We start from the raw sequence: 16,404 nt of genomic DNA, 5'->3' as shown, positions 1-16,404 counted from the left end.
TCAAGGGGGTTACGCCGATCGGGACGCGCGAGTCCGTCCCCGCGCGCCCCGCTCAACCTCGTGCCTCAGGCGCGCTCGACCGGCAGCCAGAGCTCGGTCGTCGCGGTGCTGAAGTCGGCGGCGCGCTCGAGCACGGCGACCATCGACGGCCCGGGCCGGAGCCGCCACGGGTTCGACGGGAACCAGTCCGCGGCCGTCGCCGCCCACGTCGCCTGGAGCGCCGCCGGGTACGGACCCGACGTGCGGAACACCGCCCAGGCACCCGCCGGCACCTCGATCACGTCGAGGTCCTCCGGCACCGACGACCCCTCGGCAAGGGCGACGCCGTGCAGGTAGGTGAGCTCGCTGCCCTCGGCGTAGTCGGGATCGACGTCGTCGCTCACCTGCAGCAGCCCCGCCGGTTCGGCTTCGCTCAGCTCCTTCAGGCGGAGGTGCTCCGCCTCCGGCAGGGCGGCGATGTGCGACTGGATGTGCGGGTTGGGCCCGTCGTGGATGAGCGGCACGCGCGCGGCGTGACCGACGAGCACGAAGGCCGGTCGATCGGCGATGCGAGTGTCCATGGTGGTGTTCCCTTCGATCGTCAGGCGGAACCTGAGCTGCGGTTGACTGCGAAGGGGGCCTCCGTCCCGGCGCACGTCGCCAGGCCCGACGCCGTGCACCGAACGGAACGCGCGGCTGAACGCCTCGGTCGAGCCGTACCCGAACCGCACCGCGACATCCAGCAGGTCACGACCTTCGAGCACATCGGATGCCGCGACGGTCATACGCCGCCGTCGGACGTACTCCGACAACGGCATACCGGCCAGCGACGAGAACATCCGCCGGAGGTGGTACTCCGTCGTGCCGGCATCTCGCGCCAGCCCGGCGAGGTCGATCTCCTCGTCGAGGTGCCCCTCGACGAACTCGACGAGCCGGTTCAACGCTCCGATCACGGTGACCTCCTTCGACATCCAGCCTGCTCATCGCCCCGGGCGCGCACCCGACTTTCGCGGTTCGATCCGGTCGGCTCGAACCGGCCTCCTCGAACATGCGCTTGCGTCAAGCTTGGCGGGCGGGCGGGCGGGCATGCGGGTGGCACTCCTCCATAGGATGTCCCGGTGCCCCTCTTCGACCACATCGGCATCACCGTCGACGACCTTCCCCGCTCGATCGCCCAGTTCGACCCGGTGATGCAGGCGCTCGGCTGCACCCGGCAGGACGCCGACAACGGCGTCTCCTGGTACCTCGGCGAGGAGGAGCTCATCCTCTTCCCCGCCCGCGAGCCGGGCACCGGCCCGCACCGACACGGCCGCGTCGGTTGGCAGCACCTCGCCTTCCCCATCGACTCCCGCGCCGAGGTCGACCGCCTCCACCGGATCGCGGTGGAGGCCGGCTGGACTGCGGTGAGCGGCCCGAAGCCGTTCCCGCGCTTCAACGACCGCTACTATGCCTCGTTCGTCGAGGACGACAACGGCATCCGCCTCGAGTTCATGTACAACCCGCCGCGCGACGCCGCCGTCGACTGACGTGGTCGCTGTCGCCGACCGACGACGAGGAGCCGGGCGTCGTCGAGATCGAGGACGCCGACGCGGGCGCTACGCGGAGGTTGCGGCGTTCCGGAGGGGCTCGAGCGCGGCGAGGACGAGGTCGAGGCCGAAGACGAACTCATCCGCCGGATCGAACCCGTCCGCGACGAGCGCCGCAGCGGATTCGTTGAGGTGGGGGAACTCGTCAGCGGGGAGCTGGGGAAGGTAGACGTCCTCCGTCATGCCCGCGATCTCATCGGCGGTGTCGAACGGGAGGCTGGCTTCCTGAAGGGCGAAACCGTAGACGTAGCTGTCCAGCAGCCAGTTCGCATGCACCGCCATCGAGACCGTGAAGCCGGCCGTTCGCAGGCAGGCGAGGACCGCCTCGTGGTGTCGGAGGTTCGCGGGTCCCGGTGACGTCCGCGACTCCATGAGGCCGATCGCCCACGGGTGGCGAGCGAGAACCCGACGGGCGGAGACCGCCCGCTGTCGAATCGCCGACTGCCAGTCGGTCCCTTCACGGGGGAGCTCGATCTCGTCGAACACGATATCGACCATCGCGTCCAGCAGCTCCTCCTTGTTCGCCACGTAGTGATAGAGCGACATCGCCCCAACGTCGAGCGTGCGGGCGAGTCGGCGCATGCTCATCCCCTCGGCGCCCTCGCGGTCGGCGAGACGGATCGCCTCGAGCACCACTCGCTGTCGACTCAGCCCTGCGTCCGGCGTGGCCTGACGTTGTTCCACCGCTGACATGGTCTCCTCGCTGGCTCGAACGGCTTGACAATCGTACAGCGTACGAGCGATAGTACAGCGTACGACGTACGGTGTACGAAACTCCCGATCACGAAGGAAGCAGCCGATGACCATCAGAACGACGACGCCGAACCCGCTCGACACCCCGTCGGTCCCCGTTCAGGTGAAGCTGGCCGCCGCATGGACCAGCTTCATGTTCCTCTACGCCTACGTCGACGTCCTCAACTTCTACAAGCCCGGCGTCGTCGACGACATCCTGGCGGGGGTCGTCTTCGAGTTCGACGTCAGCCCGACGCTGTTGACCGTCTTCCTCGTGACCGTCTCGATCCCGGCCCTCATGGTGATGCTCGCCATCATGCTTCCCGCCCGGGTCAACCGCGCCACGAACCTCGTCGTCGCGTCGCTGCTCGTCCCGTACTCCATGTTCAACGCGGTCGGCGAGTCGTGGGACTGGGCCTTCTTCTACGGGATCTCCATCGGACTCGAGTTGCTGATCCTGGCCTTCATCCTGCGCTCTGCCTGGGCGTGGCCCCGAACGCCCGCCGTGTCCGCCGGTTCCGCGGCGACCGACCAGCGACAGGGCCGTCGAGGGTGAGGCCCGGTCCGAATCGTTCCCGGCTACACGCGCGCGGTCTCCCGCTCCGCGGCGGGCGTTGCCCGTCCGCTCCGGCGAACGACGGCCGGCAGCGTCGCGGCCACGAGCCCGCACGCCGCGACGACCGCGCCGAGCACCGCGAGCCAGAGCGCCGCATCCTGCGGGATGTCGAGGTACACGGTGATCCCGAGGATCCGCGAGAGCCCCCACGGCAGCAGCGCCATCTGGTCGTTCCAGGTCGTGAGCGCCGCTTCGAGCCCGATGGCGGCGACGAGCCCGGCGATGGCGGCGACGGCGGCGCCCGACGCGGCGACGACCGCCCCGACGGCGCGTCGCACGCCGAGCGGGCCGACGACCGACCACGCCGCCGCCACGAGCACCCAGCCGAACAGCGCGAACGAGACGACGACGTAGACGCTCCGCTCCACCTCGTCCGTCCAGAACCCGAACCAGTAGCCTCCGGGGCCGGACGGCACGAGCACCGCCGCGAGCAGGGCGACGCGGAGCAGGGCGGCACCGCCGACCGCGGCGACGACCGCCGGCCAGGGCGCGCGCAGCGCACGCACGATCAGAACGAGGACGACCGCGAACACGAGCCAGGCGCCGAGCGTCGCGACCAGGTGCGCCGGCGCGGCGAACCAGGTGAGGATGCCGCGGCTGACCGCGAGCGCCACCGCCGGCACCGCGACAAGCGCGACCCGTTCGCCGCGCCCGAGGTCGCGCACGACCTCCGGGGCCCGCCACGGGCGGGTGCCGGCCACCCACATGGCGCGGGCAACGGAGGCGAGCGGCAGGCGCCGCACCCGCTCGGATCGCGCCGCGATCCCGTAGCCCAGCCAGCCCGCGACGAGCACGAGCAGCGCGAGGGCCGACCAGCCCATCGCGGGGTCCCGCTCGGCGCGCTCGGCGCCGAGTCGTGCCGCTTCGAGGTTGAACGCCGGATGGTACGGGTCGCCGCCGTAGGCGGCCTCGTGTTCGGCGGCTGATTCCCGGAACGCGGCGCGTGCCGCCTCCCACTCGCCGCGTGCCTCGGCCGACCCGGTGTCGTGCCACTCGGCGTTGCGGAGGACCATCGTGCGGTAGTCGGCGAGCATGCCGAGCGTGTTCGCCTCGTAGTCGAGGGCGCCGAGGAACTCCTCGCGCATCGACGGGTCGTGCCAGGTCGCGAAATCCGTCGTCTCGATCGAGGCGCGCATCCGCTCGACGGCCTCGAGCGCCCGCGCTCCTCCGTTGATGGCCTCGTCGAGTTCGTCGCGCGAGATCGCGTAGATCACGTCGAGCGAGGCGCTGTCTCCGGTCGGGATGTCCCATTCGAAGATCCACATCATGGGCGGCGGTTCCAGCCCGATCGCGAACACGCGGCGGTCGGCGAACGGACCGATGTAGAGGCCGTCGGTGATCGCCTCGCGCGAGTCGGCCATCGCCTCGCCGATGGCCTGCACGGTCGCGGGGTCGTCCGAGAACCAGCGCCGCGCCCAGTCGGCCGTGATCGACGCCGGATCCAGCGACGGATCGCGCGCGAGCCGCACGGCGAGCTCGGTGTTGAGCTCGGCGAGCTGCCAGAAGCCCGCCTTCAGTTCGAGGGAGAGTGGGCCGGCGCGCCAGGGTCCGCCGTCCTGCGTCCACGTCCAGATGCCCTCGATGTTCGGGTTGGCGGCGAGCAGCCGGTCGAACACCTGCGCGTAGAGCGGCCCGAGGTCGTTCGGGAAGGCGCCGAAGTTCTCGAACTCCCGGCGCGACTGGAACTCGATGATGCGACGCTGGTCGCCGACCTCGAGCGTGTCGTTGATCGGCAGGTGGCTGTAGAAATCGCCGAGCGAGTACTTCGTCGAGACGATGAGTCGGTCCGAGTCGATGCCGTCGAGCACGGCGCGGTACGAGTCGGCGTTGGTGTGCATGTCGCCGACGGCGCCCACGCCGACGCTCCAAGTGCGGAAGATCAGCTCGCGATCGGCGCGCTCGGCCTGGGCCAGCAGGGTCTCGAGCATCGTGCGCACCGCGTCGACGGTCGTCACGGCGAGCGTGCTGCGGTAGTCCCACTCGGGCAGGTCGTAGACCTGGCCGGCCTCGCCGATGCGGATGAGCACTCCGTCGACGTACGGCATCTCGCGGTAGAGCTCGTCGAGTCCCGCCGCGTACACCTCCCAGAACTCGGGGTCGTCGGTCGCGAACCCGCCGAACCGGTCCTGCAGGTACTGCTCGAGCGGCGTCGTGACGACGAGCATGTCGGTGCGCAGGTACACCTCAAGCCCGGCCGCGCGGGCCGACGCCCACATCGAACCGAACGCGTTCCGCATCGCGAGCGCGCGGGCGACGTGCTCGTCACCGGGTGCGTAGACCTCGGTGCCGTCGCCGACGTCGGAGAACGTGAGGTACTCGAGCAGGCCCGGCACGGTGATCGCGGTGTACCCCTCGGCGAGCAGGTGGTCGACGTACGCGCCGAACTCGGTGCGCGCCTCGGCGAGCGCGGCCTCGTCGATGTATGGCGCGTCGGCGAGGATCACGTCTTCGAACGCGCGCGAGTTGTGCGAGTAGTCGGTCCCCGCCGCGTGCGCCGCCTCGTCGACGGCGACGCCGACCGCGCCGAGGTCGGCCATCCGGAACCCGAGGCGCGAGGTCACCGTCTCCCCCGCATGCTCGTCGACCGGTCGGCCGTCGCGCACCGCGGAGGCGAGGTCGTAGACCCCGCGGATGGCGCCGGCCTCGGTTCGCCCGATGACGGTGAGCGCTGCACGGGTGCCCTCGAGGCGATAGGTCTCGTCGCCGTCGGCGCCCGTCGCCGCCTCGTCGGCCCTCGCGTCGCCGATCGAGGCGCCGACCCGAACCGACAGCGTCGCCCGACCGTCGGTGCGCGGCGCCCCGGCGACCGCGTCATCGAGCTCCTCGAGCGCGGCGAGCATCCGCGGCCCGTCGGGCACGTCGGATCGGACGAACTCGGGCGGTGCCGCGAACTCGACGGGCTCCGCGACGGCGGCCGTCTCGACGGGCACGTCGGCAGCCTCCGAGCGGATGCCCAGGGCGTCGGTCAGCGCGACGGCGATCCCGGCGCCCAGCGCGAGCAGGATCAGTGCGGCGATCCCGACGCGCAGGATCCGGCCGGGGTGCGTCATCACGCTGGGGAGCGTAACACCACTGGGACGACCGTCCCACTTCGCTCAGCGGAGCTAGCCCCCGGAGCGAGCACTGGCCCGGGCGTGGAGGATCCTCCACGCCCGGGCCATCGTGTCACCCGTGTCGCACGGGTTCGAGGCATCCGCTCGATCAGGCCAGCGCCTTGGCCTTCAGCTGCTCGTACTCGGTGTCGGTGATGGTTCCGGCCTTGCGCAGTTCCGCAGCCTTGGCGATCTCGTCGGTCGGGCTCGCGCCGGCGACCTGCTGGATGTACGAGTCGGTCGCCTGCCGCGCCTCGGCTGCGGCGGTCACGTTGCGCTGCGCCATCCCGTTGCCGCGGGCGATGAGGTAGACGAGCGCGGTGAGGAACGGCACGAAGATGAGGAACACGATCCAGACCGCCTTCCACCACCCGTTGAGCGTGGTGTCGCGGAAGAGGTCGCCGATGATCGAGAACAGGATCATCAGGTAGGCGACGAAGAAGAACGACCAGATGATCAGCCAGAGGACGTCGAAGAAGTTCACGGGTATCACTTTCGATGGGAGTCGGAGGCGGTCAGATCACGGCACAGTCGCATGCAGGCCAGGCGCCGCCGCGTCAACGATAGCGGGTTTCCAGGAAGGTCCGGGACCGCTCTGAACAATGTTGCACGCAGGCCGGCGCAGGGCCGATGACGGGCCCGCCCGCCCGTGAGCTTCACGCACGGACGGACCCTGTCGCCACGCACCCCCCGGATCGGCGACGGCGTCGCAGGAGAACCCGAAATGCCACCTACGCCGCAAGGCAGTCAACAGACCGAGATGCTGCCACTTCCCACCATAGCGCCACAGCCCGACATTTGGGACGCTTCTGAACAACAACATCGAGTGAACGGAGAGCAGGCCTCCCCCACGTCACGGGATACGGTTGAGGGCGCGTCGCCGCGGAGCGACGCTGGAGTCAGGGTGTGGACATGGTCGTGAGCGCGGAACGCAGGACCGCGGGGCTGCTGGGCGGGTTCAGCGAGGAGTTCACCCGCCTCTTCGACCGCTCATTCGGCACCGACTGGGCCGAGAACGCGGAGATCCTCGCACTGCTGCGGATCGTCACCGTCGACGGAACCACGACGAGGGTGATCGCGCAGGACAGCGGGCTGGATCGTCGAGCGGTCACGCGACTGATCGCCCGCCTGCGCGACCGCGGGATCGTGACCGTCGCACGCACCCCCGTCGATGGCCGAACCGTCGCGGTCGTCCTGACCCCCGAGGGCCGGAGACTCGCTCGCCGCCTGCCCGGCGAGTTCACCGAGCTGTTCCGGAACTCCGCGTCGCACGCGGCCGAGATCGTGAACCTCCTGCACGGACCCGAGGACGTGACCCCGCCGCCGGTCGGCGAGCCGCTCGAGCTGGCGCGGGAGATCGCGCGGGTCGGCATTCAGCTCGGCGACCACACGCGTGCCGCCACGGGTGGAGCCCTGCGGCCGGGGCGGCAACTCGCCGCGCTGGCCCAGATCGACGCCAACCCCGGCATCCGCCCGTCGCGATTGTCCGCTTTCCTCGGCGTGACCAGAGGCGGCGCCGCCTACGTCATCGACCAGCTGAGCGCGGCCGGCCTGGTCGAACGCCTGCGCGGTACGGTGCCGGATGACTCCCGCGCCGTCGTGCTTCGGCCGACACCAGCCGGCGTCCGGGTGGCGACCCAGCTCGTCGACGCCATCAGCGCCAATCGCGCAGCGCTGATCGCCGTGCACTCGGCGATCGCGGCCTACGCGCGCACGCCCGATCCGGCGGCCACCGCGACGGCAGCTGATCAGTTCCAGTCCGCTCTCGAACCCGACTGAGCGGGGCGGATGCCTCGGGCCTCCGGCCTTCGGTCGGCCGCCTACACCGCCCACCACGGCCGCAGCGGCAGGTCGCCGACTCCCCCGCGGTCATCCGGCTTCACCGCCAGCACCTGGTGCAGCTGGATGCCGCCGCGCTCGAACTGGAGCCGCGACCCGGCCATGTAGAGCCCCCACACCTTCGCGGTCGGCAGGCCGACCTCGTCGACCGCCTCGTCCCAGTGCTCGACGAGGTTGGCGCACCAGTCGCGCAGCGTCAGCGCGTAGTGCGGGCGCAGGTTCTCCTCGTGCAGCACCTCGAGGCCGACATCCTGCGCTTCGGTGATGATGCGCCCGGATCCGGTGAGCTCGCCGTCGGGGAAGACGTAGCGGTCGATGAACCCGTGCGTCGAGGGTTCGGACCGGTTGTCTGGGCGGGCGATGCAGTGGTTGAGCAGCAGCCCGCCGGGGCGCAGCCGCGACTGCAGGAAGCGGAAGTACTTCGCGTAGTTGCGCACCCCGATGTGCTCGAGCAGCCCGATCGACGACACCGCGTCGAACCCGGTGTCGGCGATGTCGCGGTAGTCGCCGTGGCGCACCTCGGCGAGCTCGCCCAGGCCCTCCTCGGCGATGGCGCGCTGCGCCCACGTGGCCTGCTCCTCCGACAGCGTGACGCCCACGACACGGATGCCGCGGCGCGCCGCGTAGCGCACCATGCCTCCCCAGCCGCAGCCCACGTCGAGCAGCCGGTCGCCAGGGCTCAGCCGCAGCTTCTCGAAGACGAGCCGGTACTTGTTCTCCTGGGCCTCGTCGAGGGATGCCTCGGGGCGCGGGTAGCACGCGCAGGTGTAGGTCATCGACGGCCCGAGCACCCACTCGTAGAAGGTGTTCGAGACGTCGTAGTGGTGGTGGATGGCTTCGGCGTCCCGCGCCTTGCTGTGCCGGCGCCCCGTCGCGACCCGACGCCAGCGGGGCGGCGCCTCCCCCGGCGGCGGCGCGATCGGCCGCAGGTGCGCGACGCCGATCGAACGGAGGATCTGCGCGATGGCGCGTGGCGGCGGCATCCGGAACACCAGTTCGTCGGCGAGCGCCCGCAGCAGTTCGTAGGGGTCGCCCGGGTGCACGCCGTGGATCTCGAGGTCGCCGGCGATGTAGGCGCGCGCGAGGCCGAGGTCGCCGCGACCGGTGGCGAGGTAGGTCGTGCCGCGCGGCGTCTTCAGCTCGATGCCGAGCGGGGCGTCGGGCGGGCCCGCCGAGCTGCCGTCGTACGCGGTGAACCGCAGCGGGAGCTGCCCGCCGGCGACGAGCTCGAGGATCTCCGCGAGGGTGAGCTTGCCCGAGGCATCCGGCTTCGGCGCGGCATCCGCCGTCGGGGCATCCGCCTTCGTGGCATCCGTCGCCGCCCCGGGACCGCGCTCCTTGAACGTCGTCATCGTCGTTGCACCGCCTTCGCGTAGAGGTCGAGGAGCCGTGAGTCGGGGTCGTAGCGCCGCTTCGCGGCGCGGTAGGCGTCGCCGCCGTAGAGCGCGTCGAACTCGTCGCGCGGGTAGAAGGAGTCGGAGTACAGCGACTTGTGCCCGTCGAGTTCGGTGACCTTGCGCTCGATGTTCCGGTTGGTCGCGCCCTCCGTGACGCCGACCGGCACGGTCGACCAGAAGCCGACGTTCACGTAGGTGCGGTGCGGCTCGAGCGGGTACAGCGGCCAGTCGGCATCGTCGCGCGGTCGGAGCGGGCACAGCCAGATCGGCTCGATCGGCACCTCGGCGAGGAACCAGTCGAGGAACTCCGCGGTCCGCTCGATCGGGATCTCGACGTCCTGGATGACGCGCTCGCGCGGCGGCCGGCCGCGGAACCGCTCGATGCGGTTTCCGACGTCGTACCGCCGTTCGAGCTTCATGAGCTTCCAGTACGCGCTGCTGCACCGGTAGCGCCGCGGCCAGAACCGGCGAACGAGCGGATGCTGCGCGCCGAACGCCTGCGAGCACCAGAACCAGTCGGTGTCCCACCGCCACAGGTAGTCGTGGATCGTGAGCCGGTCGCGCGTCGCGCCATCCGCATGTTTGATGGAGCGGTAGAAGATGCGCTGGCCGGTGTAGTCGCTGGTCGGGCCGGATGCCGCGGTCTGCACGCCCACGCAGAGGTAGCTCTCGTCGGCGCTGAAGACGACCCCGTCGAGGTAGTCGACCCGCGTGCCGTCGTCGAGGGCGCCGGTCTCGACGATGTTGTCCATCGTGTCGATGAGATCGGCGAGGGCGTGGAACCGCACGTGCGTGAGCGCGACGAACGGCTCGACCGGCTCGAGCTCGATGCGCAGCCGCACGGCGTAGCCGAGCGTGCCGTACGAGTTCGGGAACGCGCGGAACAGGTCGGCGTGCTCCGTCGGCGACGCGGTCACGACCTCGCCGGCGCCGGTGAGGATGTCGAGCTCCAGCACCGACTCGTGCGGCAGCCCGCTGCGGAACGACGTCGACTCGATCCCGAGCCCCGTCACCGCGCCGCCCAGCGTGATGGTCTTCAACTGCGGCACCACCAGCGGCGCCAACCTGTGCGACAGCGTCGCCGCGACAAGATCCTCGTACGTGCACATGCCGGCCACGTCGGCCGTCCGCGCCTCCGCGTCGACCGCGATGACCTGCGTCAGCCCCGACGTGTCCAGGCCCCGGACCTCGACCCGATCGCGCGACCGGAACAGGTTCGACGTCGGCTTCGCCAGCCGCACCGTCGCCGTCACCGGCACGGCCCGATAGCTTGCCAGCAGGCGCTCCACGCCGTCAGCGTGAGCAGCTCGTGCGTCAGTCGCGTCGGTCGCAGGAGCGGACACACCCTCACGGTAGTCCGCCGCGGCCGCTGCCCGCAGGAGCAGTTTGGCGGTTGTCGACGGCTGAACCCTCCCGACGGCTGCCCGATACGCCGTAGGTTGGGGAGGTGGTGAGCGAAGGCGTCCCGGACCATTGCGACTGGTGCTTCGGCGCGTTGACGGACCCGGCCCGCGAGCGGTCGCGCTGGCTAGGGCTGGCGGGCGAGGATGCGTGGGCGTGTTCGGAATGTCTCGAGGCTGGCCGATATCGGCTCCCGCCCGACGGTTGGGCTGGTCCTGCGCAGGAGTGGCTGGCGAGCGACGAGTACGTCCTGAGCGTCGACGACCGAACCGTGATCGTAAACGCGCTGAATGAGGTGCTCCATGGCCCGAGTGCCGTCGAAGACTGGGAGTTCCAGACGCGACTGGGCGTCCCGCGGCCGGCTGCACTTCAGACCCTCCGGCGCATCGGCGGCGTGTCTTAGCCTGTATCGCCCGACGCGGTCGGGACTGACGCCTCGGGGGGCGAGCTTGTCGTGCCTCCTACCGAGGCCTCGCAATTACTTGCTGGCGTGAAGCCACGCTCGATCAGGTCGACCGAGCCGCCTGCTCGATGAGCGCCCGTACCTCGGGAACGAGCTCGTCGACCGGCCCGTCAGCCGGCAGGCCCCGGCGGCCGCCGTGATCAGCAACTCCGCGACAGCGGATGCCGCCGCGCCGGCCACTGCGCGCCATCTCGGTGATCTGCTCTGACGACGCGACGTACACGATGCGCCCGAGCCCGACCCATGCAGGCGCCGTCGAGCACATCTGGGCCCTTCGGGATGCACCCGATTGGGGGCTCCCGCCCATGCCGGCAAGGCGGTAGACCTAGGGTTCCGTCCCTACTTCGCGGAGGCAGAGATGCGACCCGAACAGAGTTCACCCACAGCCCCTCGATTCGGGCGCGACCGATGAGCGGCTCGGCGCCCGCGGGGTGGTATCCGGATGCCACGACACCGAATGTTCTCCGGTGGTGGGACGGACAGCAATGGACCTCGCATGTGAGCGAGGTCCAGCCCGCCCGGGCCCAAGCGACCACGCAAGTGACCCCACGGCCGCCGACGCGCATGTCGAAACGGCAGGCCCGCGGCCGCGTGGAGGAGCTCGAGGCCCTCGTCGAGAAGCACGGGCTCAGACAGTTCGGCGAGATCGATGCGTACCGTTCCCGGGTCGAGGTCGAGATCGCCTCGGCACGATCAGCGGCAGAGGCGGAGCACGCCTCACTACGCGCACAGTGGGACCACGCCATCCGCGACCTCGCCCGCGAGCACGAGAAGCTCACCAAGACCACACAATCACTACGCGCAGAGATCGAGGCCCGCAAGCGCGAGGTGGTGAAACTGCGCGAGGCGGCCAGCCTGCAGGAGCTCGGCGTCTTCGACTACGAGCACCCGGCCGAGTCATCTGCCGATCTCGCAGGCGAACTCGACGAGCTGCGTGGGCAGATCAAGGCGGCGGTCAGGGACAACCAGGCGACCTCGGCGAGCCAAGGCTTCACGTTCAACAACTCCGCTGCGAAGGGTAGGAAGTTCGTCAGCGACATGAGCAAGATCCTCCTGCGTGCGTACAACGCCGAGGCCGAGAACTGCGTCAAGACGATGCGCGCCGGCAACCTCACCGCCGCGCAACAGCGCCTCGCCAAGGTCGCCGAGCAGATCCAACGCCAGGGAGCGATGATCGATCTGCGGATCACCCACTCCTATCAGCAACTCCGCATGAAGGAGCTTTCACTCGCAGCAAGGCATCTGCAGGCGGTGCAGCGCGAGAAAGAGCTCGAGCGCGAACGTCGAGCCGAGCTGCGTGAGCAGCGCAAGGCCGAGCAAGAACTCGCTCGCGAGCACGAGCGCCTGGAGAAGGAGAAGAGCCACTATCACTCGGTGCTCGCGGCCCTCGAGGCCAGCGGCGATCTCGAAGGCGCCGAGCGGATGCGGCAGAGGATCGCCGACGTCGACCGCGCCATCGAGGACGTCGACTATCGGGCGGCGAACATTCGCGCCGGCTACGTCTACGTCATCTCCAACATCGGCGCGTTCGGCGAGAACATGGTCAAAATCGGCATGACCAGGCGTCTCGAACCGATGGACCGCGTCAATGAACTCGGTGATGCTTCGGTGCCGTTCCGTTTCGACGTGCACGCGCTGTTCTTCGCCGACGATGCCGTCGGGATCGAGAACATGCTCCACACGACCTTCGCCGAGCATCGCGTGAACAAGGTGAACCTTCGTCGCGAGTACTTCCGCGTCACCCCGGCGGAGGTGCTCGAAGCACTCAAGGCGCATCACATCGAGGTGGTCGAGTACACCGTCGAGCCTGTTGCTGAGGAGTATCGCGCGAGCAGTGCACCTGCCTTGGCGGCAAGCGCTTCGTGAACGAGCCAATCCGACGGCCCGCGCGGGCAAACGCATAGGGCCGCGCCCGGCTTCGTTGGTCCCGCTCTGAGCCGTCCGGCGACGGCGCCCGCTTCAGTCTGATCGAGCCGCGCGTTCGATGAGCGCGCGTACCTCGGGCGCCAGTTCATCGACCGGCCCCTCAACCGGCAGCCCCGGGGCAACCGCCGAGATCGGCAACACGGCGACGGCCGATGGCGCGGCGCCAGCCTCTGCGCGCCATCCGCTGATCTGCTCGGCCGACGCCACGTACACGATCCGCCCGAGCCCGACCCACGCGTGCGCCGCCGAGCACATCGGACAGTGCTTCCCCGACGTGTACACCGCCGCCGCCACCCGCTCGTCGGCGGTCAGGTTCGCCGCCGCCCACCGCGCGATCTCGAACTCCGGATGCCGCGTGGCATCCCCCGCCGTCAACCTCACGGTTGCGGTCCTCGAACCGCACGGTGCCGGACGCGTCGACGAGCACAGACCCGAACGGACGGTCGCCGGCATCGAGGCCTTCACGCGCGAGCTCGACCGCCCGGCGCAGGTGGACGAGGTCGGCCTCGGAGATCGTCATGCGTCCCAGCCTGCCCCTTGGGCGCGCCGATGGCATCCCGTCCATAGGATGTCCCGGTGCCTCTCTTCGACCACATCGGCATCACCGTCGATGACCTCCCCCGCTCGATCGCCCAGTTCGACCCCGTGATGCAGGCGCTCGGCTGCACCCGGCAGGACGCCGACAACGGCGTCTCCTGGCACCTCGGGGAGGAGGAGCTGATCCTCTTCCCCGCCCGCGAGCCGGGCACCGGCCCGCACCGGCACGGCCGGGTGGGATGGCAGCACCTCGCGTTCCCGATCGCCTCGCGCGCCGACGTCGACCGCCTCCACCAGATCGCGACGGATGCCGGGTGGACGACGGTCAGCGGACCCAAGCCGTTCCCGCGCTTCAACGACCGCTACTACGCCGCCTTCGTCGAGGACGACAACGGCATCCGCCTCGAGTTCATGTACAACCCGCGGATCGAGCCCGCCGCGTAGCCGCCCCCGAAGCACTCGGCACCGCGCGTTGCCGAAGAAACAGCCAGCGCACCGGATGGTCGGATGCGTAGAGCCGATCCGCAGATGCTAGCCCTTACTGTCTCTACCGATGCCACTGTTAGGAACCGGAGGAGGAGGAGGAGGAGGAGGCACGTAGCGTGCGGGTTCAATTCCGCGCTCCTGCAGCCTGGACGGATCTTTTCCGTTCCGATCGCCATCGCCGCGCCGTGCCTTATTGTCAACCATTCGTCGATCCTCCGTCTACTGTCGCTGGGGTGTCCCAACCGGAAGCCTGCGAAAGTGCTGGCTTGGTCCAGATCACTATGTCATCATCGCCAATGGTGACATAGACCCCCGTTTGCGGAATCGCAGGGCCAAAATTGCCCTCCTCTGTCATGATGTATTGCTGAGCAATGTAGATGCTCGGCTTTTCGGGATAGGTGGTTGCGAAGGATCCCTGCGTGACCCAACCGCCGATCCATCTACCGTCGCCCTTGTGAATCTTTACCCAAGCCTGCTGACCAGCGCGGGCGGCATGATCCCAAGCGCTCGGCGTGCCCGTGTACCCGTACTTGGAACTCGGCAGCCGAAACCGCCCCTTTTCACGTATGTTCCACTCGATGAATCTGAAGTTGAGCGCAAGCGATAGAACCAGCGGCACCAGCACATAAAGGCAGAGCACCGTGACCGCCACCGCACGAGGATCGGTTATCACCAAGGTGTCGGCGTCGCTTCCCGCCCCCACCCCACTGATCAGCCCATCTCCCAGAACGAGCAGATAGATAGAACTGAGAGCGACGGAGAGCACGACGCCGCGCGCGATGGCAAGCCCGACATCGCGATCGCCCGCAAGCTCACCTCGTGCCCACCGACGCACGCCCGCGTAGACGATTCCTGGCAGGGCCATCACGACGAACACGGCGACGGCGAGACTTCCTTCGGGCAACCCCATTTCAGCCTCCTACGCGTGGAGATTTCTGCTTATGCGAGATTGAACAGCGGGGCGCGGACAAGTTCGGGGAGACAGGATGTTTTCCTTCTCGAGAAGGTCAATCGAGCGGTTGAGAAGTATACACGAAGCACGATTCTTCAGTTGCTGCGGCGGGCTCACTAAGCGTGATCATTCGCAATTGCTCGATCGATCAGCGCGAGCACGCCGCGCACTTGCTCGCGATCGCTCTCCTTCTCTTTCTCCGAGAGCTCGGCATACGGCGTATTCATTTGTACGGTCCATCGTCCTACGAGATCGGCGGGAATCATCAGTGACCCATCACCCGCTGGCACGCATTGCTCGTGCAAATAGCGTTGCCAATGTGCCCACCGTTCGTGCTCGTTGGCAGCCAATACTTCAAGCAGTTCGCGGCTTTGAAGGATCAACTTCGTGTCACTTGACTGACTCATCAAATGAGCTCCTGATCCACAAGGCTCCAGTAATGCTGGCCCAAGACTGTAAGTTCGCACGACTTGTTCTGCATGGCAGCGTGCCACATGTGTTCGGCTCCAACGGGACGTGCGAGGTTCACCTTCACGTAGTTCTGGAGCGTCTTGAACGCCGCGTTGTTTGCAGCGTCCGGCGCGGGAAAGTCTGCCGGCTCGGTGCCGTTCCTCTCCGGTTCGTAACTCGGATCCAGTGGAAGCTGGTACTCAGGGGTCGGGAACAGCCGAGTGAGAGCACGGAGGTCGGCCAGATCGATGGATGAGTCGGCCTCACGGAGAGACACGAACGTTTTGACGTTGGTCTTGAAGACCGGTCGCTGTCCCCAGGTCCCAAGCGATTGGTCAATGTGCGCATACGCGCTTCCCGGTGTCACCGAACCCACCAGATTCGCTGCCGCACCATTGAGCGCATCTACCAACAGGGTGGTAAACACCCCAGATCCACCCCCCGGTGTCTCCGAAGCGTATTGCTTATCAGTTGACGCAGTGAGGATTGTAACGCCCTCTGAAATCTCGGCCAGTCCCGCGGTCAGCGAGTTGTTTCCGGCGACGCCACTATGGCAGCTGTCGAGGATCACCACTTTGTTCTTGGCGGGCGAGCCGTTCACGAACGTCATCACGTCGGCGAGCGCTACGCCATCGTCGCCGGTCTGGCTATCACTGCCGCAGAGGTAGCCGCCCGCCTCTTCGATATAGCCATGACCCGCAAAATACAAGAGTGCGATGTCCGAGTCATCGGCGAAGAGTTCGCGGATCGCCTCCTTCAGTTCGGCTCTGCTCACCGCTTGGGCGGGGCCCGTGCCTGCGAGAAGCCGTGGCGTAGGGAAGTTCAGCGTGCCGTCTGCGTTGCGCTCGAGGACGCCCTTCACCGCGTACGCATCATTGACGCATCCGCTCAAATTCGGGAAGTGCTCGTAATAATCGACGCCGACGATGAGTGCTTTGCGCATCCGGT

At 68.6% G+C, this 16,404-nt stretch carries 15 protein-coding genes; 5 read left to right on the top strand and 10 right to left on the bottom strand.

Features of this window, described 5'->3' with window-relative positions:
- Window positions 1–65: 65 nt before the first annotated feature.
- On the bottom strand, window positions 66–932 hold the full coding sequence (locus ACQ393_RS00995; RefSeq protein WP_430644944.1) for an AraC family transcriptional regulator: 867 nt from the start codon (window positions 930–932) through the stop codon (window positions 66–68).
- Window positions 933–1,097: 165 nt separating this feature from the next.
- Here ACQ393_RS00995 and ACQ393_RS00990 point away from each other — a divergent pair, with 165 nt between their 5' ends.
- Window positions 1,098–1,505, top strand: a complete 408-nt coding sequence (locus ACQ393_RS00990; protein ID WP_430644943.1) for a VOC family protein — start codon at window positions 1,098–1,100, stop codon at window positions 1,503–1,505.
- A 69-nt stretch (window positions 1,506–1,574) separates the two neighbouring features.
- Here ACQ393_RS00990 and ACQ393_RS00985 read toward each other — a convergent pair whose 3' ends face one another.
- Complete coding sequence (locus tag ACQ393_RS00985; RefSeq protein WP_430644942.1) at window positions 1,575–2,402, bottom strand: TetR/AcrR family transcriptional regulator; 828 nt, start codon at window positions 2,400–2,402, stop codon at window positions 1,575–1,577.
- On the opposite strand from ACQ393_RS00985, the gene ACQ393_RS00980 reads away from it, so the two are divergent.
- Window positions 2,365–2,853, top strand: coding sequence for a DUF6326 family protein (locus tag ACQ393_RS00980; RefSeq protein ID WP_430644941.1), 489 nt, complete (start codon window positions 2,365–2,367; stop codon window positions 2,851–2,853). The genes ACQ393_RS00985 and ACQ393_RS00980 overlap by 38 nt on opposite strands.
- A 23-nt stretch (window positions 2,854–2,876) precedes the next feature.
- Here ACQ393_RS00980 and ACQ393_RS00975 read toward each other — a convergent pair whose 3' ends face one another.
- Window positions 2,877–5,963, bottom strand: coding sequence for a hypothetical protein (locus tag ACQ393_RS00975; RefSeq protein ID WP_430645332.1), 3,087 nt, complete (start codon window positions 5,961–5,963; stop codon window positions 2,877–2,879).
- A 151-nt stretch (window positions 5,964–6,114) separates the two neighbouring features.
- Window positions 6,115–6,429 (bottom strand): SHOCT domain-containing protein, encoded by a 315-nt coding sequence (locus tag ACQ393_RS00970; RefSeq protein WP_430645331.1) that lies wholly within the window; start codon window positions 6,427–6,429, stop codon window positions 6,115–6,117.
- A 488-nt stretch (window positions 6,430–6,917) separates the two neighbouring features.
- Between ACQ393_RS00970 and ACQ393_RS00965 the strand changes: the two genes are divergently transcribed.
- Entirely contained in the window at window positions 6,918–7,784 is an 867-nt protein-coding gene (locus ACQ393_RS00965) for a MarR family winged helix-turn-helix transcriptional regulator (protein ID WP_430644940.1), read from the top strand.
- Between the two features lie 41 nt (window positions 7,785–7,825).
- On the opposite strand, the gene ACQ393_RS00960 is transcribed toward ACQ393_RS00965, so the two are convergent.
- Entirely contained in the window at window positions 7,826–9,196 is a 1,371-nt protein-coding gene (locus tag ACQ393_RS00960; protein WP_430644939.1) for a class I SAM-dependent methyltransferase, read from the bottom strand.
- Window positions 9,193–10,530: an FAD-binding oxidoreductase gene (locus ACQ393_RS00955; RefSeq protein WP_430644938.1), complete on the bottom strand. Its 1,338-nt coding sequence runs from the start codon at window positions 10,528–10,530 to the stop codon at window positions 9,193–9,195. The genes ACQ393_RS00960 and ACQ393_RS00955 overlap by 4 nt, the downstream gene beginning before the upstream one ends.
- 983 nt (window positions 10,531–11,513) lie before the next feature.
- Between ACQ393_RS00955 and ACQ393_RS00950 the strand changes: the two genes are divergently transcribed.
- Window positions 11,514–12,971, top strand: coding sequence for a DUF4041 domain-containing protein (locus ACQ393_RS00950; protein WP_430644937.1), 1,458 nt, complete (start codon window positions 11,514–11,516; stop codon window positions 12,969–12,971).
- 93 nt (window positions 12,972–13,064) lie between these two features.
- Here the strand turns inward: ACQ393_RS00950 and ACQ393_RS00945 are convergent, their stop codons facing one another.
- Window positions 13,065–13,484, bottom strand: coding sequence for a nucleoside deaminase (locus ACQ393_RS00945; RefSeq protein ID WP_430644936.1), 420 nt, complete (start codon window positions 13,482–13,484; stop codon window positions 13,065–13,067).
- Window positions 13,485–13,607: 123 nt separating this feature from the next.
- Between ACQ393_RS00945 and ACQ393_RS00940 the strand changes: the two genes are divergently transcribed.
- On the top strand, window positions 13,608–14,012 hold the full coding sequence (locus ACQ393_RS00940) for a VOC family protein (protein ID WP_430644935.1): 405 nt from the start codon (window positions 13,608–13,610) through the stop codon (window positions 14,010–14,012).
- 238 nt (window positions 14,013–14,250) lie between these two features.
- Here ACQ393_RS00940 and ACQ393_RS00935 read toward each other — a convergent pair whose 3' ends face one another.
- The 3 genes from ACQ393_RS00935 to ACQ393_RS00925 form a co-directional block, all read right to left on the bottom strand.
- Entirely contained in the window at window positions 14,251–14,964 is a 714-nt protein-coding gene (locus tag ACQ393_RS00935) for a DUF6338 family protein (protein ID WP_430644934.1), read from the bottom strand.
- Window positions 14,965–15,122: 158 nt separating this feature from the next.
- Complete coding sequence (locus tag ACQ393_RS00930) at window positions 15,123–15,413, bottom strand: hypothetical protein (RefSeq protein ID WP_430644933.1); 291 nt, start codon at window positions 15,411–15,413, stop codon at window positions 15,123–15,125.
- Window positions 15,413–16,399, bottom strand: coding sequence for a caspase family protein (locus tag ACQ393_RS00925; protein WP_430644932.1), 987 nt, complete (start codon window positions 16,397–16,399; stop codon window positions 15,413–15,415). The genes ACQ393_RS00930 and ACQ393_RS00925 overlap by 1 nt, the downstream gene beginning before the upstream one ends.
- Window positions 16,400–16,404: the final 5 nt, after the last annotated feature.

The organism is Agromyces sp. GXS1127, from assembly GCF_050565425.1.
Taxonomy (GTDB): Bacteria; Actinomycetota; Actinomycetes; order Actinomycetales; family Microbacteriaceae; genus Agromyces.
Note: the sequence above shows the minus strand (reverse complement) of the source record. Positions and strands in the feature narration are given on the sequence as shown.